Here is a 20,313-nt window from a genome sequence, read left to right on the forward strand (position 1 = left end):
GAGAACCTTATGAATACCAAATCTGCATTCATTCTTGGCTTACTGATCTGCATTGGCCTGACCACTGCCGGCTGGCTGCTGGGAACCAGCGCCGTACGCATTAAAGAATATGAGCGCGTGGTATCGGTAAAAGGCCTGGCCGAGCGCGAAGTACCGGCCGATATCGCGGTGTGGCCCATCCGTTTTGCTGCCGGCGACAACAACCTGACCGCACTGTACGGCACTCTTGAGCGCAATACCGCCGAGATTCAGCGCTTTCTGACCGATGCCGGCTTCAGTGCCGATGAAATTACCACCGCTGCTGCCATTGTCACCGACAAACTGGCCGAGCGTTATGCCGACCAGAACGCCAGCCTGCGCTACACCGCCCAGCAAACCATTACCGTGTATTCCGGTAAGGTCGATCTGGTGCGGAAAAGTCAGGAAGGTTTAGCCGAACTGGGTAAAAAAGGCATCGCCTTTGGCGGCGACGAATACAGCCAGCGTATTACTTATCTGTTTACCCAACTGAACGACCTGAAACCCGCCATGGTTGAAGAAGCCACCCGCAATGCCCGTGCCGTGGCCGAGCAATTCGCGGCGGATTCCAACAGCCAACTGGGCAAATTAAAATCGGCGCGGCAGGGCCAGTTCAGCATTGAAGATCGCGACAACAATACGCCGTACCTGAAAAAAGTGCGGGTGGTTTCTACCGTGGATTACTACCTGGCGGATTAACGCGAAACTTCTTTTTCTATTCCGGAGAACAACAGGGATGTTGCTGAAAACCTGCCCCTACTGCACCAAGGTGCTGCCATTTTTTAACCTGATCTGGCAGCGCCTGAGCGCGTCCGAAAAAGACGGGCTGCATTGCCCGCACTGCCGCTCGGTCATCTCTATGCAAGGAAGTGCCAGTCTGGGCTTACCGCTAGGGCTGGGTGGTGCCAGCGGCTGGCTGATGGGAACGTGGCTGGGCTACAGTGATCTGAGTGTTAGCACCATTGCGATAAGTACCGGCGTATTTCTGCTGGTGTTTATCCTGGCGTCGTACTTCACGGCGCCGGTGCGGGATAGCTGAAAAACTGAATGGCAGGGGAGTTTTGTTGTCAGTTTGAGTGGGGATATTGCTGTTTCTGATGCAGAACACGAAGAATACGAATCGTGCTGCCATCAAAAAAATAAACAACCATCAGAGATACATCAGGAATAATTAACAATCGGCCACGAATTCCAACCCGTTCAACCCCCATAAGCGGTTGTGCAATCAGGGTTTCAACCTTTGCGACAATTAAGTCATCCGTTTTTTCCGCCGCGATAGGATTGAATTGGTATAAGTATTCGAAGATTTTTTCGCGGTCATTCAGCGATTCTTCTTCCCATGCAATCATTGGTTCAGGCGCTTACGAATTATTGCTTTACGCTCTTCCATTGCTGCTTGAGCGGCATTGTGTTCAACAAAAACAGCCTGACCGGAATCCAGTTTGGCAAAGGCCTGGGTCACTTGTTCGGTAAGCCAGGCATCATGTGATAACACCTTACGCTGTTGTTCGGCCATCTGTTCAGCCAGCTCACGGCAGGCATCGCTAAGAGTACGCCCCTGGCTTTCTGCCAGTTGCTGGGCCAGGCGTTTGGTGTCTTCGGCTATCCGGAACTGAATGCGGGTTTCCATCGTTGACTCCCGTTGGTTGTGTGCACAAATGTTAGCACTGACGTCTGCGGTGCAGCAAGTAACGGCAGGGGCTGGTTTTATATCCCGGACTTCCTCTATCGCACTCAGGCCACCGCACTGCTCGCGGCATTGGCAATCAATCCTTCCAGACTATCAATATCGCCATTCATACCGGCATTCACCTGTGCCATGGCGGCGACTTCTCCCACAATAATTAACCCCGGGCCTTTGCTGTCGTGCAGGCAGCGTTGGGCTAAATGCGGTAAATCCATCAGTACGCCTTTTAGCACGCGCTGGTCGGGCAATGTGCCGTTGACGATTAATGCGACCGGTGTGTCTTCGGCAATGCCGTCGTTCAGTAAGTGCCCGGTGATCTGGCCGGCCTGACGCAGGCCCATGTAAAACACGCGGGTGGGGCTGTGGCTGGCTGCAAAATCGCCGTACTGGCTGTGGCCGCTGTGCAGCATTAAGGCGTTGCCGTACTGGCGGTGCGTCAGCGGAATGTGTGCAGCAGCGGCGCAGCCGAGGGCGGCGGTTATGCCGGGAATAATCTGCACCGGAATATGACGCTGCTGCAGGTATTCCAGTTCTTCACCACCGCGGCCGAATAAAAACGGGTCGCCGCCTTTCAGGCGTACCACGCAGCGGTATTTTTGCGCGGAGGTGTGCAGGGCTTTATTGATATCGGGCTGGCCCATGCTGTGCGCGCCACAGCGTTTGCCGGTGTGCAGGCGTACGCAACGCTTGGGCAGCATGGCGAGTATGTCGTCGCTGATCAGGCTGTCGTACAGCACGATGTCGGCCTGGCTGATAATACGCAGCGCTTTCAGGGTTAATAATTCCGGGTCGCCGGGGCCGGCGCCAATCAGCCAGACGGTGCCGGGCTGGGTTTCTGAATGTGAAGGTTGTGGGTGGCGGGATGGAGTTTTCATAAGGCGACCTCGCAGCGTGCCTGTTGCAGCAATGCTTTTATTTCAGGAATGCAGGAACCGCAGTTGGTTCCGCAGCGTAACTGTTGGCCCAGCGCGGCGACGGTGCTGTGGCCAGCGTGCAGGGCGTGTTCTATTTGTTTACTGCCGACCTGGAAGCATGAGCACACCATATTGCCGGTGTCGACGTGCACAGCCGGGCGGCCGGCTAATAAGCTCATGCGGTCGGCGGCGCTGATTTCTGCATCGGCAAAACGCTCCTGCAGCCATTGGCGGTCTAAAAAACGTTCTTTGCGGTGCAGCATCATCACGCATTCCAGTTTGCCGGCCAGAAGTAAAACGCGGCGTTCGTGCTGTTGCGCAGGATCCGACAGCGTTTGCCATTGCCCGGCGGGTAATTGCGGTTGTATGTCTTTAACAAAATCGGCGGCGTCGTTATCGCCGGCGATTAAATAAAACCAGCCCTGTTCGGTGACACCGGCGGCCCAGTAGGTGCAGGGCAGTGGGTGCAGCGGCTGGCGGCTTAACAGCATGCCTTGCCAGCGGGTTGTGCAGGGGCTGGCCTGTACCGCGGTTATTTTGAATTCCGGCTGGCCAGAATGCGGGTCGCGGTCGTTATTAATTAAGGTGCCCATGCGCGCGTTACTGGCAAACAGGCTGGTCCAGTGCATGGGTACAAACATCTCACCACGACGCTGTTCGTTACTGAGGCTGGCACGCAGCAGTAATGTGCCGCGTTCATTGCGGATATGCACCAGTTGCCCAGCGTGGATACGGCGTGCCGCAGCATCGGCTGGGTGGAATACCGCATAGGGTTCGCTGCGGTGCTGAGCCAGCCGGGGGGCTTTGCCGGTTCGGGTCATGGTGTGCCAGTGGTCACGCACACGCCCGGTGTTCATCAGTAAATCGCCACCGCTGCGTGGGCGCGGCAGCTGTGCATTAACAGGAATAAATTGAGCGCGCTGGTTGTCGGTATAAAAACGGCCATCGTCGAAAAAGCGTGCGCGGCCGTGCGGATATTGGTCGCTTACCGGCCATTGCACGGGTTTCAGCGCATCGTATTGGTAACGGCTTAAGCCGATTAAACCGCTTAAATCAAAATCGCGCTGGCCATTATTTTCAAAGGCGGAAAGGCGGGCGTGTTCATCGAATATGTCTGCCGGATGCTGGTAAGCAAAATCCGGCGCAAAGCCTAAACGTTTAGCCACTTCGCAAATGGCCCACCAATCGGGCCTGGCTTCACCGGGCGGTGGTAAAAAGCCGCGCTGGCGGGAAATACGCCGTTCGGAATTGGTGACGGTGCCGTTTTTTTCGCCCCAGCTGGCCGCGGGTAATAACACCTGGGCGACGCGGGTGGTGTCGGTGTCGGCCATGCAGTCGGATACCACCACCAGTTCACACTGGGCCATAGCAGCTTTTACCGCATCGGCTTCGGGCATACTCACCACTGGATTGGTGGACATAATCCATAAAAATTTAATCTCGCCGCGGGCGCAGGCCTGAAATAAATCCACCGCTTTTAAGCCGGGGCGCTCGGCCAGTTTGGGCGCGTTCCAGAAGCGCCGTACACGGTCGCGTTCGGAGCCGGAAAAATCCATGTGCGCGGCCAGCTGATTAGCTAAGCCACCCACTTCGCGGCCACCCATGGCGTTGGGCTGGCCGGTAATGGAAAACGGGGTGGCGCCGGGTTTGCCAATGCGGCCGGTGGCCAGGTGCACATTAATAATGGCATTGCCTTTGTCGCTGCCGCTGGCACTTTGATTAATGCCCTGAGAAAACAGGGTGACGGTGCGCGGGGTGCGGGCAAACCAATCAAAAAATTGCAGCAACAACGCCGCGTCGGTATCCATTAAATCAGCACTGTGCTGCAGGCTCTGGCAGTCGTTACGGGCTTGTTCTAACGCCACATCGAAACCATTGGTGTGACGGGCAATAAAGTCTTCGTCCAGTTGTCCGCTGTCGGCTAAATACACCAGCAGCGCATTGAACAATACCGCGTCGGTACCTGGGCGGATGGCTAAATGCAGGTCGGCAATATCGCAGGTGGCGGTGCGGCGTGGGTCGATTACCACAATTTTCATATCCGGCCGCTGCTGTTTGGCGGCGGCAATGCGCTGATACAGCACCGGGTGCGCCCAGGCAGCGTTTGAGCCGGTAAAAATCAATAAATCGGCCAGTTCCAGGTCTTCGTAGCAACCGGGTACGGTATCGCTGCCAAAGGCGCGTTTGTGCGCCACCACGGCCGAGGCCATGCACAGGCGCGAATTGGTGTCGATGTTGGCGCTGCCAATAAAACCCTTCATGAGTTTATTGGCCACATAATAATCTTCGGTCAGCATCTGGCCAGCGCCGTAAAACGCAACGGCTTGCGGGCCGTGGGTGTGGATCACCTGCTGGATTTTGTCGGCAATAATATTCAGCGCATCGTCCCAGCTGGCGTGTTTACCGTTTAATTGCGGAAACACTAAACGCCCGTCGTGGCTCAGGGTTTCGTGCAGGGCCGACCCTTTTACGCACAGGCGGCCACTGTTGGCCGGGTGGGAAAGGCTGCCGCTAACCGGTAAAACCTGCTGGCCAGCATGTTGCACTGTTACGCCACAACCAACGCCGCAATAAGGGCAGGTGGTGTGCGTCTGGCTGGCAGTGGTGGGCTTGGAAGCCGGTGCGTTCATGGCGGTATTTCCCATAAAAAAAGCGCCCACAGGCAGAACCTGTGAGCGCCAATGCTCGGTGTTGCACAAACAACAATAAGGCATCTGCATTGATGCCAACGACACAACGGGAGGTTTTACCGGTTGGGGTAACGCAGTGTCTGCAGTGTTCTATTCAAAAGCGGTGCCAACTTTTTTGTTTTTATCTGCAGTCTGTTTATTACTGGTTTCTGGGCGGTATTTCCGGCGGCAACACATCAATGCAGCCATAAATATGCGCCATTCTGGTGCCGGCCTGCTGGGTTGTGTGCCGTTATTGCGCAATGCACAGCCGGTGTATTAACCGGTTTAAGCCGGTATTTCGCTTAAAACCCCGGCGGAACCGGGGTTCAGCCGGATTTATTGCGGGTTGGCATTGTGGTTGCAATACCTTGTTTGATATTCCACCGCGGTAACGGAGCCGCCGTGGAACAGCGCAACGAAGCATCGACAGGAGAATCGTGATGATGACCAAATAGAGAGCTTCCCATGAGCAAAAAACGCATTCTTGTCGTTGGCAACGGTATGGTAGGACACCAGTTTTTAACCACCTTCGCCAGCAGTGATATGGCCGGTCAGTGCGAGCTGATCACCTTCAGTGAAGAACCCCGTCTGGCTTACGACCGGGTACAACTCAGCAAATATTTCAGCGGCGCCAGCGCTGACGATCTGGCGTTGACCACCGCCGCTGACTATCAGCAGCAACAGATTCACTTCCATTTAAATGACCGCGTAACCGGCATTAATCCGCGCCAGAAAACCATTACCACCGCCAGTGGCCGCACCGAAGGCTATGACAAATTAATTCTGGCCACGGGTTCCTATCCCTTTGTGCCGCCGGTGCCGGGTAAAGACCAGCCGCATTGTCTGGTGTACCGCACCATTGAAGATCTGGAAGCCATTGCTGCCGCTGCCGCCGTGAGTAAAACCGGCGTGGTTATCGGTGGTGGTCTGCTGGGTCTGGAAGCCGCCAATGCGTTGAAACAAGCCGGGCTGGAAACCCATGTGGTGGAATTCGCCCCGCGTTTAATGGCGGTGCAGTTAGATGAAGGCGGCGGTCGCTTATTGCGCGAAAAAATTGAAGCGCTGGGCGTGCAGGTGCACACCGGCAAAAATACCCAGGAAATTGTCGCCGGTGAAGAATGTCGCTACCGCCTGAATTTTGCCGACGGTTCCTTTCTGGAAACCGATATGGTGCTGTTCTCGGCCGGTATTCGCCCGCAGGATGCACTAGCGCGTGACACCGGTTTAACCCTGGGTGAGCGCGGCGGTATCGTAATTAACGATTATTGCCAAACCTCCGACGACGATATTTACGCCATTGGCGAATGCGCGCTGTGGGATAACAAAATTTACGGTCTGGTGGCACCGGGTTATCAGATGGCGCGGGTGGCGGCCGGGCATATTGTCAGTCAGTTATTTACCCATGCTGAGCCGGCGCTGGTTTTTAACGGTGCCGATATGAGCACCAAGCTGAAATTACTGGGCGTGGAAGTCGGTTCGCTGGGCGATGCGCACGGCCATACCGCCGGGGCGCGCAGCTTTGTGTTCCATGACGAGCTGGAAGGCGTGTACAAACGCCTGAACGTATCGGCCGATGGGAAAAAACTGCTGGGTGCGGTGCTGGTGGGCGACACCTCGGCCTATGGCACTTTGCTGCAGTTAATGCTGAATAATATGGATATTCCCGGCAGCCCGGCCAGCCTGATTGTGCCGGCCTCCAATGGTGACGATGCCGGAATCGGTCTGGGGGTGGCGGCGTTGCCGGCCACCGCACAAATCTGTTCCTGCTACGACGTCAGCAAAGGCGCCATTGGCGAGGCGGTACGCAGTGGTTGCTGCAAAGTGGTGGATATTAAAGACGCCACCAAAGCCGCCACCGGCTGCGGCGGTTGTGCGGCGCTGGTGAAGCAGGTGATGGATGCCGAATTAACCGCGCTGGGCGTGGTAGTAACCAACCATATCTGTGAGCACTTTGCGTTCAGCCGTGCTGAGCTGGCCGATATTATTCGGGTGAAAGGTTATAAAACCTTCAGTGCGGTGCTGGAAGACCATGGCAGTGGCCATGGTTGTGAAATCTGCAAACCCACCATCGGCTCTATTCTGGCGTCGTATCACAATGATTATATTCTGCAGGATGACCACATCGGCCTGCAGGACACCAACGATATTTTCCTCGGCAATATGCAGAAAGACGGTACTTACTCCATTGTGCCGCGCGTAGCCGGCGGGGAAATTACCCCGGAAAAACTCATTGTGCTGGGTGAAATTGCCCGCGATTACGACCTGTACACCAAAATCACCGGCGGTCAGCGCATCGATTTATTCGGCGCGCAGTTGCATGAATTACCGGAAATCTGGCAGCGCCTGATTGATGCCGGTTTTGAAACCGGCCATGCCTACGGCAAATCCCTGCGTACGGTGAAATCCTGTGTCGGCAGCACCTGGTGCCGTTACGGCGTGCTCGACAGTGTGTCGATGGCGATTGCGCTGGAGAACCGCTACAAGGGCTTGCGTGCGCCGCACAAAATTAAATTCGGCGTATCGGGTTGTACGCGCGAATGTGCCGAAGCACAGAGCAAAGACATCGGCGTTATTGCCACCGAACAGGGCTGGAACCTGTATGTGTGCGGCAACGGCGGTATGCGTCCGCGCCACGCCGATTTATTCGCCACCGGCCTTAATAACGAGCAGCTGATTCAGGCCATCGACCGGGTGCTGATGTTTTATGTGCGCACCGCCGACCGCTTACAGCGTACTTCGGTATGGCTGGAAAATCTGGAAGGCGGCCTGCCGTATCTGCAAGACGTGGTGCTGAACGACCGCCTCGGCATTGCCAGCGAACTGGATAACGCCATGACGCATCTGGTGGCTACTTATCAGTGCGAATGGAAAACCACGCTGGCCACGCCGGAAAAATTACTGCGTTTCCGTCACTTTATTAACAGCGATGCTACCGACAGTCAGTTGCTGTATGTGCGTGAGCGTGGCCAGCGCCGGCCGGCTACCGAAGATGAACGTATTGAATTATTAAACCTGGATAACCAACCTGAAACTCAGGCAGGAGCATAACCATGAACTCAGCTGCATTACATCTCGTTGCGGTAACCACACCCTGGCAAGTGGTGTGTCGTTTAACTGATATCGCCCCGGACACCGGGGTGTGCGCCTGGCATAAAGGCGAACAGGTAGCGTTGTTCCGCCTGGGCCACAGCGAGCAGGTATTTGCTATCAGCAATTACGACCCGGTTGGCGGCGCCAATGTGCTGTCGCGCGGCATTGTCGGTTCCATTGGCGAGCGCCTGGTGGTGGCCTCACCGCTGTATAAACAGCATTACGATCTGCAGACCGGCGAATGTCTGGAAGATGATTCCGTAACGCTTAAGGTGTGGCCGGTGCGGGTAGAGCAGGGGGATATTTTGCTGGGGTAATAAGCGCCGCAAAAAAATAAACCGGGCTATGCCCGGTTTTTTTATAAAGACAATAAGCAAACAGCCATGTACTTCATTAAGCCGCTTTTAAGCCGCTTCAGGCCGCTGCTGTGGGCCAAATAACAGCGTCAGCCGTTGATCAGAAATATCCTCAGCCTGCATCAGTAAATCAAAATACCACTGGCTGTGACGCACATCGCCAACGCACAGCGCACCGATAATACGGTTATGGCGCAGCACCAGTTTTTTATACATGCCTGCTTCTTCGTCCAGCAAGGTCATCAGCTCGCAGCCATCGTCCGGGCCGGCGTGAATATCACCGATGCTGTGCATATCCAGCCCGGATACTTTTAATTTAGTAATCTGCGGTTGCTCGTAATAGGGCGACGCCGGTTGTTTTAATAACATCTGGCTGAGCACCTGCACCTGATGCCAGATAGGCGCGACCAGCCCATAGGTGGTGCCGGAAAACTCACAGCATTCTCCCAGGGCATAAATACCCGGCACCGAGGTTTGCAGGTACTCATTGACCTGTATGCCCTTATTGCAGGCAATGCCGGCCTGCGCTGCCAGTTCGGTATTAGGAATAATGCCGGTGGCGAAAATCACCAGATCGGTGGCTAAGGTCTGGCGGGTATCGCGGCCGCTTCTGTGCAACAGCAAGCGGTTTATTTCCTGGCCGTTATCACTGAGTAATTGTTCCGGCCCACAACCGGTGCGCACCTGAATACCGCGCTGGCGCAGGGCATTGTGTAATAACTGTGCGGCGGTGCTGTCCAGCTGGCGGTTCATTAATACCGGGTTGCGGTGCATTAAGGTGACCTGCAGCCCCTGAGCCTGCAAACCAACCGCGGCTTCCACGCCCAATAAACCGGCACCCACCACGGTGGCGTGGCGGCTATGTGGCAAGCGGGCCTGCATGTTTTGTACATCCTGCAGGGTGCGGAAACCTAGCACATTCCTGCAACCAGCGCCCGGAATCGACGGAATAAAACTGCGTGAGCCGGTGGCAAAAATCAGCTGCGTCCAGCTCAGGGTTAAGCCGCTGGCGCAGGTAATATTCCGTTGTTGGGTGTTTACGGCTACTGCGCTCTCACCATAAAAAATCTGTATGCGTCGTTTGCTGTACCAGTCGTCATCGTGCGGAGTAATAGCGGCCAGATCGGTTTCACCAGCCAGTAAAGGCGACAGCATAATGCGGTTGTAATGCCGGGCCGGCTCGTCACTGAGTACCAGAATGCGGGCAAAATGATGGTGGGTATCCAGCGTTTCCAACAGCCGGTTAGTGGCCATGCCATTGCCGATAATCAGCAAGACGGAATCGGTATTCATACGCTACTCCGTTCGGTATAAAAAAGCGGCAGCCACCGAAGTGACTGCCGCAACCTGTGAAATATCAGAATTTAGCTTCCAGCCACAGCCAGGCTTTGTCGGTATCGGCACCGGCATCGCCTTTGCTGTAGGCCGCGTATTTCAGCCCTGCGGTGTAATATTTACCAAAGCCTTTGGTCGCCTGAAAATTCACCTCGCTGCCTTTATCGGCACTGCCCTGGTCTGAACCGTAGTCGTGGTAAAACGCCAGCAGGTTTACGCCGGCTACGGCGGTGGTCACTTTTACGTAGGTGTCGGTTAAGCCGTCAGCAGGGGTTACCAGAAATTTATCGGCCCAGCCATTAAACGCGTGTTTGGTGGCCAGCGGGGTCTGGAAACCATAAGCGCCGCCGTCACTACCTAAGCTTTCAAAACCGGCGGCCAGCGTAATTCCCTGAACAACTACGCCGGCTTCCAGCGCCAGATAGCTGGCATCAAAATCATCGGTTTTCTGCAGTGCGTATTCGGCGGTGTACAGAAGTGATAAATCATTAACTGCCTGTTTGCCGGAAAAACGCGCACCGAAGGTATTGTTTTTGGCATCGGTGGCGTCGTCTTTCAGTAAGTAGGCATAGCCGGTCAGGCTGCCCGGTTTAAATCCGCTGTATTGAATATTCAGTAAATGATGGCTGACATCGGCCTCGGTAAAAGTGATGTCGTTGACCTGATCAATAAAGGCGTATTGCGCGTGATAATCCGCGGTTTTATAGCCCAGTTTGACGGCATCGTAGGTTTGTTCATTCTGACGCCAGCCCACGTTGCCGACAAAGCGGGTGTTATCCAGCAGGATACGCTGGCGGCCCAGAATGGCGGCAAATCCGGCGTTACTGTAGCTGATTTGGGCGCGGTTTATTTCGTTGTCCACCGGGTCGGCCACCACATCGTAAGCCGGGTCTTCAACACGGTATTCATCGACCAGAGCACGAATGTCTTCTACTTCGACCAGCACTTTAAAGCCATTTATGGCGCCGCTTTCGGCACCAAGGCGTGAGCGCAGAGTGAGAGCGGTGGCTTTCTCGGTAGCATCATCGGTGTCGTTACTTTCGTAGCGCAGGCGCAGGTCGGCCAGTAGTTTTCCGTCGCTGATGACCGTGGGCAAGGCCTGGGCGGTACCTGCCAGTGGTGCGGATAATGCGGTTATGGCTAAGGGCAGAATCAGACGGTTGGCGCTAACAAAATGCTTCATGGGCAGTTTCCTCTGGGCGAGCTGGTTTGGCTTGCTGGCGGGCAAAAAAAAAGCCGCAATTCCTGGGCAGGAATGCGGCGTCGTTGCCGGTACAGCAGAATTAACGGTTACCACCACACCGGCGTTGGTGTGGTTGGGCAGATTCAGTGCAGCGAGTTTTATGCCAGCTAAGAGAGTAACGGCGTTTATGCCGGGCAATGCGGACATTGGCTGAATTGGCTGCGGTTATTCCGGATTTTGCTGACGGTTTAACCCATATTTTTCTGTTTTATGACGGCGGTTACCCGGACATGGCATTAACCGCAGAACTGAAAACGTGCATGGCTTTGTTGCCATGCACTTTTAAAGAGCAGCAGATAAAGGGCAGCTGGTTCAGAGCAATTCGGTCATGTTCAGCACATTATTAGCCACATCCACCAAACGGCGGTTCTGGTTCATCGCCATGCGGCGTAAAAAGGCATAGGCCTCTTGTTCGGTCATTTGCCGGCGCTGCATTAATTCCCGTTTGGCGCGGTCGATCAGTTTGCGTTCGTGTAATTCGGTGCGCGCGGCATCCAGTTCGCCGTGCAGGCTTTTCAGTCGTTTACCCTGGGCTTCAATCAGCTCCACCACCGGTTTGCTGAGGTTGTGGGCCATATCATCATCGGGGCCGCTGAACGGATCATCGGTTTCTGAATGGCTGACGTAGAGAGCAAAGGTGGGCACATCATCAAAGGCCGCGCGTTGCAGGTCGTGGTTAAATTCCGGTTCAGCCGCACTGAGTTCACGGATTTGCAGCAATGCCTGCTGGGCCATTTGCAGCAGCCGGGTTTCCAGAATTTCTTCCACCTGTTTTAGGGCATCCAATCTTGCTGAGCAGCAGTGAAACCAGCGGATATCGTATTCTTCCACGGCCATGGACGCCGGGCTGGCGGTTAACACCAGCCGCCGCAGACGTTCAAATTCCAGCTGAAAATCACCCTGTAATACGCGCGCCCAGGCTTGTAAGGCTTCGTCGTTGGCGTAGTCGCAGAAAATATGAAAACAACGGTCCTGCCGGTCGATCAGCTGGGTTATGCGCTCGCGCAACGCCGGATCAAACTGGCGGGCGGCAAAACCGGCGGCACCGCAGGCACGTTCCTGACCGGCCAGTTCTTTGCCCTGCATCAGGTTGAACATGGCCACCAGAATGCGGGCCATTGCTTCGTTGCTGGTTTGGCTGGCGGTTTCAAAAATAACCGCCAGCAGGCTTTGCACCAGTTCGGAATAGGCTTTAATGGCAGCACTGGTGTGCAGCCGTTGCTGCTGAATATCGGCGCGTAATTGCGGCAGCCGTTCCAGGCTGTGCAGGGCATAGCCCAGCCGCCGTAACCAGCGCGCCGGTAAATGCTGTAAACCCTGTTCTGGCAGCAGGTTATTCAGGGCCTGTTGCAGTTGTTTTAGCTGGGTATCGCTGTTGCTCCATTGGTTTTGCAGTTCTTCCGTGCCGCGTACGCCCTGGCTGCCCAGAAACAGGTTGGATAAACCGCGTTCGTATTGCAGCTGATGCAGCAGGTTGCTGATGGCTATTACCAGCATACTGGTGCGTGAAAATTGCTCCAGCTCGCTCAGTTCCTGTTGGCGGCCGAGGGTTAAAAAATACGCAACGGCGTTACTGCGGTCAGACGGGGTGTTTAACATGGTTATCCTGCTCATTATGGCGCTGCTGAAAATTCAGCAGAATTTTAATCAATATCGCTTTTTGGTTAGCAAGATAAGTACCAGTTTTTATTCGACATAAAAAAACCGCCGGTTAAGGCGGTTCATACTGGGTTTAAGCAACTCAGCCGGCGGCAACGGCCGCTTTGGATTCGGCCGTTTTTACACTGGCAATGGGTTTTACTTTTTGCTGTTTTTCGTACAGGAAACGCAATACTTCGCCACGGTAGTGGTTGTACTGCGGATCATTGGCCAGCTCAATGCGGCTGCGCGGGCGCGGCAGGTCGATCTCAAGAATTTCACCAATGGTGGCTTTCGGACCGTTGGTCATCATCACGATTTTGTCCGACAGCAGTACCGCCTCGTCCACATCGTGGGTGATCATTAACACGGTGTTATTCAGTTCGGCCTGAATCCGCATCACTTCATCCTGCAGGTGGGCGCGGGTGAGGGCATCAAGGGCACCGAAGGGCTCGTCCAGCAGCAATAATTTCGGCTCCATGGCCAGGGCGCGGGCAATGCCCACCCGCTGTTTCATACCACCAGAAATTTCACCGGGGCGGCGCTCAATGGCGTGCGACATACCAACGAGGTTGAGGTTGTGCAGAATCCATTCGTGACGCTCTTTTTTGTTTTTGTGTTTGCACACTTTATTCACCGCCAGGGCGACGTTTTCGTACACCGTAAGCCAGGGCAGCAGCGAGTGGTTCTGAAATACCAGGCTGCGGTCGGGGCCGGGCTCGTTCACCTCTTTACCGTCCAGAATTACGTAGCCATCGGTGGCGGTGCTTAAACCGGCAACAATATTGAGCAGGGTAGATTTACCACAACCGGAGTGGCCGATAATGGAAATGTATTCGCCGCGTTTTACCGTAAGATTCACGTCGGCCAGCACCTGATTGCTGACGTTGTCGCGGGTAAATACTTTATTAACGTGCTGAACCTGCAGGTAACGTTCGTTGGCTGTTGTCATGGTTTTTTCCTCGTTCCGTGGGTCTTCAGGCACTGGTGCCGCGGGTAATTAAATTGCCGATGGCACCGACCATGCGGTCAAGGGCGAAGCCCACCAACCCCACAATCACCAGTGCCAGTACGATGTCGCTGAGACGGGAGGCGTTCCAGGCATCCCAGATAAAGAAGCCGATACCGACACCACCAATCAGCATTTCAGCCGCCACAATGGCCAGCCACGATAAGCCAACCCCAATACGCAACCCCGAGAAAATGTAGGGAGCAGCGGCGGGCAGGGTAATGCGCACGAAAAACTCCAGCGGGTTCAGGCGTAATACCTGCGCCACGTTGCGGTAATCCTGCGGAATATTGCGGATACCCACCGAGGTATTAATGATGATGGGCCAGATGGCGGTGATAAAAATCACGAAAATCGCCGAGGGTGCACTGGCCTGAAAAGCAGCCAGGGAAATCGGCAGCCAGGCCAGTGGCGGTACGGTACGCAGCACCTGAAAAATCGGGTCGAGGCCGCGCATGGCCCATTCGGAACTGCCCACCAGTACGCCTAAACCGATGCCGGCAATGACCGCCAGCGCGTAGCCATAGGCCACCCGTTCCAGGCTGGCGAGAATCTGCCAGCCCATGCCTTTGTCGTTACCGCCGTTGTCGTAAAAGGGTTCAATAATCAGCTCCCAGGTATCGGCAACCACCTGCGACGGAGCCGGCAGGCTGACACCGGGGCGGGAACACAGCAGTTCCCAGAAGCCGACCAGTACCACCAGTGTGAGCAGCGGTGGCAGGGCATGGTTAAGCAGCCAGTGGCCGCTGCGGCGCAGTTGTGCCGCCAGTTTGCCGTTGCCGTTCAGGCCCGGCAGAGCGAGGGTTCTTGAAGTCATCGTCAGTCTCCTCAGCAGCGTTATACGCGGCGGATCTTCAGTTGTTGCAGGTAGGCCTGCGGGTTGGCGGGGTCAAATTCCACGCCATCGAAAAAGCGTTCTTTGCCACGGGTTACGCCGGCGGGAATATCCGCTTTATCAATGCCCAGCGTGGCGGCGGCATCACGCCAGATATCTTCGCGGTTCACCTTGGCAATTAAGGCGTGCAGGTCGTAATCCAGCGGAATGGTGCCCCAGCGCTGGTTTTCCACCAGGAACCACAGGTCGTGGCTCTGGAAGGGGTAAGACGCCTGATGGCTCCAGTAACGCATCTGCTGCGGGTGGTTGTTAATGACTTTGCCGGTGCCGTAATCAAAGTTGCCTTTCATACGATCCACGATGTCGTTCACCGGGGCGTTGATCCAGCGGCGCTTGGCGCAGATGGCGGCGATTTCTTCTTTGTTTTCCGGCTGCTCGCAGAAAATCTGCGCTTCCATAATGGCCATCAGCAGGGCTTTGGCAGCATTCGGGTTGGCGGCCACATAGTCGGAACGCAGGGCAAAGGCTTTTTCCGGGTGGTCATTCCACAGCTCGCCGGTGGTGTTGGCGGTGTAGCCAATGCCCTGGTTAATGAGCTGGTGGTTCCAGGGTTCACACACACAGAACGTATCCATGCTGCCTACTTTCATATTGGCCACCATCTGCGCCGGTGGTACCACGATGGTGGAGATATTGCGGTCGGGGTCGATGCCGCCAGCGGCCAGCCAGTAGCGTATCCATAAGTCGTGGGTGCCGCCCGGGAAGGTCATGGCGGCGCGGATTTCTTTACCGGAGGCGCGTTTGGCCGCCAGTGCTTTGGCAAATTCGCTGGTGTCCACGCCCACGTTCAGGTCTTTGTATTCGTTGCCCACCGAAATGCACTGACCGTTCAGGTTCAGCCGCGCCAGAATGCTCATGGCCACCGGCTCGCTGTTAATGCCGGCGGTCATCAGGTAGGGCATGGGGGTAAGAATATGGCCGCCATCAATACCGCCACGGGCAGAGCCCAGCACCAGGTTGTCGCGGGTGGTGCCCCAGGACGATTGCTTCAGCACTTCCACTTCGGGCATGCCGTGCTTAGCGAACAAGCCCTTTTCCAGCGCCACAAACAACGGCGCGGCATCGGTTAAGGCAATAAAGCCCAGCTTGGCTTTGGTGGTTTCTGGTTTGCCGTTGCCGGCGTGGACACGGCTGGCGCTCAGCATTGCCGGCAGCATGCTGGTACCGGCAGCGGCGGCCATGCCTTTTAACAGCGTACGGCGACTGAGGTTGGCGTGGTTGTCTTGGCTCATGGTGGCTCTCCTGGCGTTACTGAATAGGTTCCGGCACCGGGGCATAAAAAAACCCACAGTCAGCTCCGGTGAAGGAACTGACGTGGGCTTCATTGCCGTGTCAGCAACCGGCATTGGTTGCTGACTGAAAGGTGCCTGAGTGGAATCTCCGGTCTTGTCACTGGGGTATTGCCAAAGTTGTGCCAGTTTTTGCCAGCAGGCGAAAAAGCCCCGTTATTACGGCGAGCAGCCGCTGTTGGCCGGAAAAAGACGGGCAGGTGCGGCGGTAAACGTGCCTTATTTGCGGCCATGACTGTCATTCGTTGCACCAGTGTGGTGCCACCGCGATGCCATTGTGGGTAACCCTTTTGCCTTACCCCGGTTTCTGGGACAATGCCCGACTAATTTGGTCAGCCGGGTTTTGCCTCCGTCTGGCCCCCTTGCACGACCAGCGATGAAGACAGCCTTATGAACCAGCCCGCCCAACGCCAAGCCGATGCTCCGCATCTGTTTTCTTATTACCCTTATTGGGCCGAGTGTTTCGGCACGGCGCCGTTTCTGCCCATGTCGCGGGCGGAAATGGAACAGCTGGGCTGGGACAGCTGCGATGTGATTCTTGTTACCGGCGACGCCTATGTAGACCACCCCAGCTTCGGCATGGCGGTGCTGGGGCGCTTGCTGGAAAAGCAGGGCTTCCGTGTGGGCATTATTGCGCAGCCAGACTGGAACAACCCTGAAGAGTTTAAAAAGCTGGGCAAGCCGAACCTGTATTTCGGCGTGACCGCTGGCAACATGGACTCGCTGATCAACAAATACACCGCCGACCTGAAAGTGCGCAGCGACGACGCCTACACGCCGAACGGCGAGCCGGGCAAGCGCCCCGACCGCGCCGTAATTGTGTATTCGCAAAAATGCCGCGAAGTGTACAAAGACGTGCCCATTGTCATTGGTGGTATTGAAGCCAGCCTGCGCCGTATTGCCCAGTACGATTACTGGAGCAACCAGCTGCGCCGCTCGGTGATTATTGATTCCGGCGCCGATGTTCTGTTGTACGGCAACGCCGAGCGGGCCTTGGTAGAACTGACCCACGCGCTGGCCGCTGGTAAAACCCTGGACGAGTTAAAAGACCTGCGCGGCACCACCATTGTGCGTGACGCCACCCCGGAAGGCTGGACGGAAATTGACTCCACCCGCATCGACTGGCCGGGGCGGCTGGATGAAATTCCCAACCCCTATGAGATGAAAGATACCGCCAGCATGAGCTGCAGCACCAATAACGATGCTGGCGAAGCCGATGACGTGATGCCGGTAAAAATTATTCCGCTGCCGCTGCAACGCAAAATCGACCACGACGAAAGCAAAACCGTTATCCGCCTGCCGTCGTTTGAAAAAGTGCGCAACGACAGCGCCCTGTATGCTCATGCCTCGCGCATTCTGCACCAGGAATCCAACCCCTATAACGCGCGGCCGTTAATTCAGAAACACGGCACCAAAGAAGTGTGGGTAAACCCGCCACCGATTCCGCTGGAAACCGACGAAATGGATTCGGTATTTGGCCTGTTTTATCAGCGCGTACCGCACCCAAGCTACGGCGATGCCAAAATTCCCGCCTACGATATGATCCGTTTTTCGGTGAATATTATGCGCGGCTGTTTCGGCGGCTGTACCTTCTGTTCCATTACCGAGCACGAAGGCCGGATTATTCAGAACCGTTCGCAGGAATCCATCCTCAACGAAATTGAAGACATCCGCGATAAAGTACCGGGCTTTACCGGCACAATTTCCGATTTGGGCGGCCCGACCGCCAATATGTATTTCCTGCGCTGTAAGAGTGACACCATTCTGCGCAGCTGCCGGCGGTTGTCGTGCGTGTTTCCGGGCATCTGTAAAAACCTGGAAACCAGCCACAAGCACACCACCGAACTGTACCGTGCGGCGCGCAAAATTCCGGGTATTAAGCGCATTGCCATTGCTTCCGGCCTGCGTTACGACCTGGCCGTACAAGACCCGGAATACGTACGCGAACTGGTTACCCACCATGTCGGCGGCCTGCTGAAAATTGCCCCCGAGCACACTGAAGAAAACGTGCTCAGCAAAATGATGAAACCGGGCATGGGTACTTACGATAACTTCAAGCGCATGTTTGATAAGTTCTCGAAAGAAGCGGGTAAAGAACAATACCTGGTGCCGTATTTTATTGCCGCCCACCCGGGTTCAGAAAACAAAGACATGATGAACCTGGCGCTGTGGCTGAAACGCCAGAAAATGCGCGTCGACCAGGTGCAGACGTTCTACCCGTCGCCGATGTCGCTGGCCACCGCCATGTACCATTCCGAGCGCGATCCGCTGCACCGCATGAGCTATAAATCCGACAAGATTTATATTCCGCGTGACCTGAACCAGCGCCGCGTACAAAAAGCCTTTTTGCGTTATCACGACGCCAAAAACTGGCCGTTACTGCGCGAAGAACTGAAAGCCATGGGCCGCACCGATTTGATCGGCAGCGGCCCTAACGCCCTGGTGCCGGCGGAAGAGACCGCCATGCTGAAAAACAGCAAACGGTCGGGCTTTAAGCCGGCTGGTAAGCCGGGTAGTAAACCCGTAGCGGCGCGCAAGCCGCAGCCACAAGGGTCAAAGCGCCCGAAGCGCTGAATGTGTGACAGGATGACGGGCATTGGTGCAGGCTATCCATGCTCGTTGTTCGATATGCAGGCTGGGATTCGTCAGCGCAGGGGCAGGCTCTCTTATTAAAGCCGACCCAGCCAATCCTGGAACTGCTGATTCGTAATAACCAACAGACTCCAGAAACTCGGCTTCCGCTGCCGGGTGAAAAGAGTAGTTCATTTGACCAGTGTCCTGGCTTTCCTCATGACATCTTCACCAGACACAGCCTGAACGGTGCCATTGTCGAGCTCTGCGGCTCTGCGTTTTGCTTCAAGCAACCAATCGGACTTGAGCTCCTCCTCTGACGGAGATTCCAGACTCAGGACCAGTCGCTGGATCAGGTGCGCTCTCTCTTCTTTGGGCAGATGAAGCACTTGATCTTCAATTTTCTGGAGATTCATAGACAAAACCTCTTGTTCATGTTTCGACCAATCCTGACACGGATGGGTATCAGGTACCACGTTTTGGATTATCTGCTTTAACGGTTTGTTGGCAGGCCTACCGATTCATAGAGCTGTGCTGCTTAAGCTTGAGGTCTAACCCGCCGTTGTCTGTTTAACCTAAGGGCCATATCAAACTTGGAGAGATTACACTGTATTGCTTGCGTGCAAACTGACATGGGAGGTGTTTGCTGAAACCTTTGAGGCCATAATGCCGGTGTGTTGGCTTAGCGTATTAGGAGATAACCGTATGGCAGCCACTTTGACCAGTATCACCATTAACGTTGATGCAGAAACTCAGGATCTGCTCACCAAGGCAGCCGCGTTGGCCGGTATGCCCAGCCTCAACTCATTTGTTCTGAATGCGGCCATCGAAAAGGCCAGGCAGGTCATTGAGCGTGAGCAGGTTCTGACACTCAGCCGGGCGGATGCGGTATTGCTGATGGACGCGCTCGATAATTCAACGACTGTGAATGCAAAACTCAAATCAGCGGCTGAGCGTTACGAGAACAAAACGCAATGATGCAAACGGTACTCCTCGACAAGGATAAGCACGACAGGAACCGTTTCAGTTGTGGCATCGAAGCGCTTAACAATTACTAAAGGTCATGGCGAGTCAGTAAGCCAAAAAAGACAACACACGAACGTTCGTTTTGAAAGATGATAACAACAACGCTCATATCATCGGCTTTTATACGCTGACGATGACCCCCATTGATTTAAAAGCCTTGCCTGAAAAACTACAGAAGAAACACCAATCTTCAACGTCAGGCGGGCTTATTGCCCGCTTAGCAATCGATGAACGATACAAAGGAAAAGGTTTTGGCGAATGGCTGTTGATTGATGCGCTTCGGAAACTGTTAGCCGCCAGCGACAGCGTAGCCTTTCCTGTTGTTATCGTTGATGCCAAGGACGGTGCAAAACACTTCTATGAACGATACGGATTCACAGCGTTCCAGGATTCTGACAACAAATTGTTCATTACCATCGCTGATATCAGAGCCAGCTTAGGCTTGTGATCCCCGGATAATTACCGTATCGGCCATCGGCGGTGTGGTGGCATAGCTGAGAGCGAAGTGGGGAGGGAGGCCGGCATTGAATCGCTTTATTATCGAATTTGGTGACCGCCTGAACGGTCACC

Annotated in this window: 18 protein-coding genes and 1 pseudogene; 8 read left to right on the top strand and 11 right to left on the bottom strand. The window is 55.1% G+C overall.

Translation table 11 applies throughout. The features are described from left to right. The first annotated feature begins 9 nt into the window (after positions 1 to 9). Together GJQ55_RS05775 and GJQ55_RS05780 are read left to right on the top strand one after the other, a co-directional pair. Positions 10 to 717: an SIMPL domain-containing protein gene (locus tag GJQ55_RS05775; RefSeq protein WP_228346563.1), complete on the top strand. Its 708-nt coding sequence runs from the start codon at positions 10 to 12 to the stop codon at positions 715 to 717. Positions 718 to 754: 37 nt separating this feature from the next. Next, complete coding sequence (locus tag GJQ55_RS05780; RefSeq protein WP_228346564.1) at positions 755 to 1,057, top strand: phage terminase large subunit family protein; 303 nt, start codon at positions 755 to 757, stop codon at positions 1,055 to 1,057. Positions 1,058 to 1,085: 28 nt separating this feature from the next. Here the strand turns inward: GJQ55_RS05780 and GJQ55_RS05785 are convergent, their stop codons facing one another. The 4 genes from GJQ55_RS05785 to GJQ55_RS05800 all read right to left on the bottom strand — a co-directional run bounded on the left by GJQ55_RS05785 (position 1,086) and on the right by GJQ55_RS05800 (position 5,279). Continuing rightward, on the bottom strand, positions 1,086 to 1,367 hold the full coding sequence (locus GJQ55_RS05785; RefSeq protein WP_228346565.1) for a type II toxin-antitoxin system RelE/ParE family toxin: 282 nt from the start codon (positions 1,365 to 1,367) through the stop codon (positions 1,086 to 1,088). After that, positions 1,364 to 1,648 (bottom strand): type II toxin-antitoxin system RelB/DinJ family antitoxin, encoded by a 285-nt coding sequence (locus GJQ55_RS05790; protein WP_228346566.1) that lies wholly within the window; start codon positions 1,646 to 1,648, stop codon positions 1,364 to 1,366. The genes GJQ55_RS05785 and GJQ55_RS05790 overlap by 4 nt, the downstream gene beginning before the upstream one ends. A gap of 104 nt (positions 1,649 to 1,752) precedes the next feature. Beyond that, on the bottom strand, positions 1,753 to 2,580 hold the full coding sequence (gene cobA / locus GJQ55_RS05795) for a uroporphyrinogen-III C-methyltransferase (RefSeq protein ID WP_228346567.1): 828 nt from the start codon (positions 2,578 to 2,580) through the stop codon (positions 1,753 to 1,755). Then, the gene (locus GJQ55_RS05800) at positions 2,577 to 5,279 is read right to left on the bottom strand and encodes a nitrate reductase (RefSeq protein ID WP_338149184.1); all 2,703 of its coding nucleotides are present in this window, start codon (positions 5,277 to 5,279) and stop codon (positions 2,577 to 2,579) included. Before GJQ55_RS05800 ends, cobA begins: the two co-directional genes overlap by 4 nt. 477 nt (positions 5,280 to 5,756) lie before the next feature. Between GJQ55_RS05800 and nirB the strand changes: the two genes are divergently transcribed. Further along, positions 5,757 to 8,339: a nitrite reductase large subunit NirB gene (gene nirB / locus GJQ55_RS05805; RefSeq protein ID WP_228346568.1), complete on the top strand. Its 2,583-nt coding sequence runs from the start codon at positions 5,757 to 5,759 to the stop codon at positions 8,337 to 8,339. A 2-nt stretch (positions 8,340 to 8,341) separates the two neighbouring features. Continuing rightward, positions 8,342 to 8,698, top strand: coding sequence for a nitrite reductase small subunit NirD (gene nirD, locus GJQ55_RS05810; RefSeq protein WP_228346569.1), 357 nt, complete (start codon positions 8,342 to 8,344; stop codon positions 8,696 to 8,698). 87 nt (positions 8,699 to 8,785) lie between these two features. Here nirD and GJQ55_RS05815 read toward each other — a convergent pair whose 3' ends face one another. Beyond that, positions 8,786 to 10,030, bottom strand: coding sequence for an NAD(P)/FAD-dependent oxidoreductase (locus tag GJQ55_RS05815; RefSeq protein WP_228346570.1), 1,245 nt, complete (start codon positions 10,028 to 10,030; stop codon positions 8,786 to 8,788). 64 nt (positions 10,031 to 10,094) lie between these two features. Beyond that, positions 10,095 to 11,255 (bottom strand): alginate export family protein, encoded by a 1,161-nt coding sequence (locus GJQ55_RS05820; protein ID WP_228346571.1) that lies wholly within the window; start codon positions 11,253 to 11,255, stop codon positions 10,095 to 10,097. Between GJQ55_RS05820 and GJQ55_RS05825 the strand changes: the two genes are divergently transcribed. Beyond that, complete coding sequence (locus GJQ55_RS05825; protein WP_228346572.1) at positions 11,254 to 11,469, top strand: hypothetical protein; 216 nt, start codon at positions 11,254 to 11,256, stop codon at positions 11,467 to 11,469. The two genes, GJQ55_RS05820 and GJQ55_RS05825, sit on opposite strands and share 2 nt — an antisense overlap. Positions 11,470 to 11,627: 158 nt before the next feature. On the opposite strand, the gene GJQ55_RS05830 is transcribed toward GJQ55_RS05825, so the two are convergent. From GJQ55_RS05830 to GJQ55_RS05845, 4 genes are all read right to left on the bottom strand, one after another. Continuing rightward, complete coding sequence (locus tag GJQ55_RS05830) at positions 11,628 to 12,914, bottom strand: nitrate regulatory protein (RefSeq protein WP_228346573.1); 1,287 nt, start codon at positions 12,912 to 12,914, stop codon at positions 11,628 to 11,630. Positions 12,915 to 13,056: 142 nt separating this feature from the next. Beyond that, positions 13,057 to 13,905, bottom strand: a complete 849-nt coding sequence (locus GJQ55_RS05835; RefSeq protein ID WP_228346574.1) for an ABC transporter ATP-binding protein — start codon at positions 13,903 to 13,905, stop codon at positions 13,057 to 13,059. A 25-nt stretch (positions 13,906 to 13,930) separates the two neighbouring features. Then, positions 13,931 to 14,779, bottom strand: coding sequence for a nitrate ABC transporter permease (ntrB, locus tag GJQ55_RS05840; RefSeq protein ID WP_228346575.1), 849 nt, complete (start codon positions 14,777 to 14,779; stop codon positions 13,931 to 13,933). 20 nt (positions 14,780 to 14,799) lie between these two features. After that, positions 14,800 to 16,089, bottom strand: a complete 1,290-nt coding sequence (locus GJQ55_RS05845) for a CmpA/NrtA family ABC transporter substrate-binding protein (RefSeq protein WP_228346576.1) — start codon at positions 16,087 to 16,089, stop codon at positions 14,800 to 14,802. A 447-nt stretch (positions 16,090 to 16,536) separates the two neighbouring features. On the opposite strand from GJQ55_RS05845, the gene GJQ55_RS05850 reads away from it, so the two are divergent. Next, positions 16,537 to 18,720: a YgiQ family radical SAM protein gene (locus GJQ55_RS05850; RefSeq protein ID WP_228346577.1), complete on the top strand. Its 2,184-nt coding sequence runs from the start codon at positions 16,537 to 16,539 to the stop codon at positions 18,718 to 18,720. 188 nt (positions 18,721 to 18,908) lie between these two features. Here GJQ55_RS05850 and GJQ55_RS05855 read toward each other — a convergent pair whose 3' ends face one another. Then, positions 18,909 to 19,133, bottom strand: a complete 225-nt coding sequence (locus GJQ55_RS05855; protein WP_228346578.1) for an addiction module protein — start codon at positions 19,131 to 19,133, stop codon at positions 18,909 to 18,911. Positions 19,134 to 19,422: 289 nt separating this feature from the next. Here GJQ55_RS05855 and GJQ55_RS05860 point away from each other — a divergent pair, with 289 nt between their 5' ends. Together GJQ55_RS05860 and GJQ55_RS05865 are read left to right on the top strand one after the other, a co-directional pair. After that, positions 19,423 to 19,695 (top strand): type II toxin-antitoxin system TacA family antitoxin, encoded by a 273-nt coding sequence (locus GJQ55_RS05860; RefSeq protein ID WP_228346579.1) that lies wholly within the window; start codon positions 19,423 to 19,425, stop codon positions 19,693 to 19,695. Positions 19,696 to 19,816: 121 nt separating this feature from the next. After that, positions 19,817 to 20,191: pseudogene (locus GJQ55_RS05865) on the top strand (GNAT family N-acetyltransferase); the annotation flags it as partial. Between the last annotated feature and the right edge of the window lie 122 nt (positions 20,192 to 20,313).

This window comes from Venatoribacter cucullus, assembly GCF_016132445.1.
GTDB lineage: Bacteria > Pseudomonadota > Gammaproteobacteria > Pseudomonadales > Oceanobacteraceae > Venatoribacter > Venatoribacter cucullus.

What these genes read in the sequence shown, in the direction of transcription:
- GJQ55_RS05775 (WP_228346563.1), top strand. Translation starts at nt 10, where the DNA reads ATGAATACCAAATCTGCATTCATTCTTGGCTTACTGATCTGCATTGGC.
- GJQ55_RS05780 (WP_228346564.1), top strand. Translation starts at nt 755, where the DNA reads ATGTTGCTGAAAACCTGCCCCTACTGCACCAAGGTGCTGCCATTTTTT.
- GJQ55_RS05785 (WP_228346565.1), bottom strand. Translation starts at nt 1,367, where the DNA reads ATGATTGCATGGGAAGAAGAATCGCTGAATGACCGCGAAAAAATCTTC.
- GJQ55_RS05790 (WP_228346566.1), bottom strand. Translation starts at nt 1,648, where the DNA reads ATGGAAACCCGCATTCAGTTCCGGATAGCCGAAGACACCAAACGCCTG.
- cobA (WP_228346567.1), bottom strand. Translation starts at nt 2,580, where the DNA reads ATGAAAACTCCATCCCGCCACCCACAACCTTCACATTCAGAAACCCAG.
- nirB (WP_228346568.1), top strand. Translation starts at nt 5,757, where the DNA reads ATGAGCAAAAAACGCATTCTTGTCGTTGGCAACGGTATGGTAGGACAC.
- nirD (WP_228346569.1), top strand. Translation starts at nt 8,342, where the DNA reads ATGAACTCAGCTGCATTACATCTCGTTGCGGTAACCACACCCTGGCAA.
- GJQ55_RS05815 (WP_228346570.1), bottom strand. Translation starts at nt 10,030, where the DNA reads ATGAATACCGATTCCGTCTTGCTGATTATCGGCAATGGCATGGCCACT.
- GJQ55_RS05825 (WP_228346572.1), top strand. Translation starts at nt 11,254, where the DNA reads ATGGGCAGTTTCCTCTGGGCGAGCTGGTTTGGCTTGCTGGCGGGCAAA.
- GJQ55_RS05820 (WP_228346571.1), bottom strand. Translation starts at nt 11,255, where the DNA reads ATGAAGCATTTTGTTAGCGCCAACCGTCTGATTCTGCCCTTAGCCATA.
- GJQ55_RS05830 (WP_228346573.1), bottom strand. Translation starts at nt 12,914, where the DNA reads ATGTTAAACACCCCGTCTGACCGCAGTAACGCCGTTGCGTATTTTTTA.
- GJQ55_RS05835 (WP_228346574.1), bottom strand. Translation starts at nt 13,905, where the DNA reads ATGACAACAGCCAACGAACGTTACCTGCAGGTTCAGCACGTTAATAAA.
- ntrB (WP_228346575.1), bottom strand. Translation starts at nt 14,779, where the DNA reads ATGACTTCAAGAACCCTCGCTCTGCCGGGCCTGAACGGCAACGGCAAA.
- GJQ55_RS05845 (WP_228346576.1), bottom strand. Translation starts at nt 16,089, where the DNA reads ATGAGCCAAGACAACCACGCCAACCTCAGTCGCCGTACGCTGTTAAAA.
- GJQ55_RS05850 (WP_228346577.1), top strand. Translation starts at nt 16,537, where the DNA reads ATGAACCAGCCCGCCCAACGCCAAGCCGATGCTCCGCATCTGTTTTCT.
- GJQ55_RS05855 (WP_228346578.1), bottom strand. Translation starts at nt 19,133, where the DNA reads ATGAATCTCCAGAAAATTGAAGATCAAGTGCTTCATCTGCCCAAAGAA.
- GJQ55_RS05860 (WP_228346579.1), top strand. Translation starts at nt 19,423, where the DNA reads ATGGCAGCCACTTTGACCAGTATCACCATTAACGTTGATGCAGAAACT.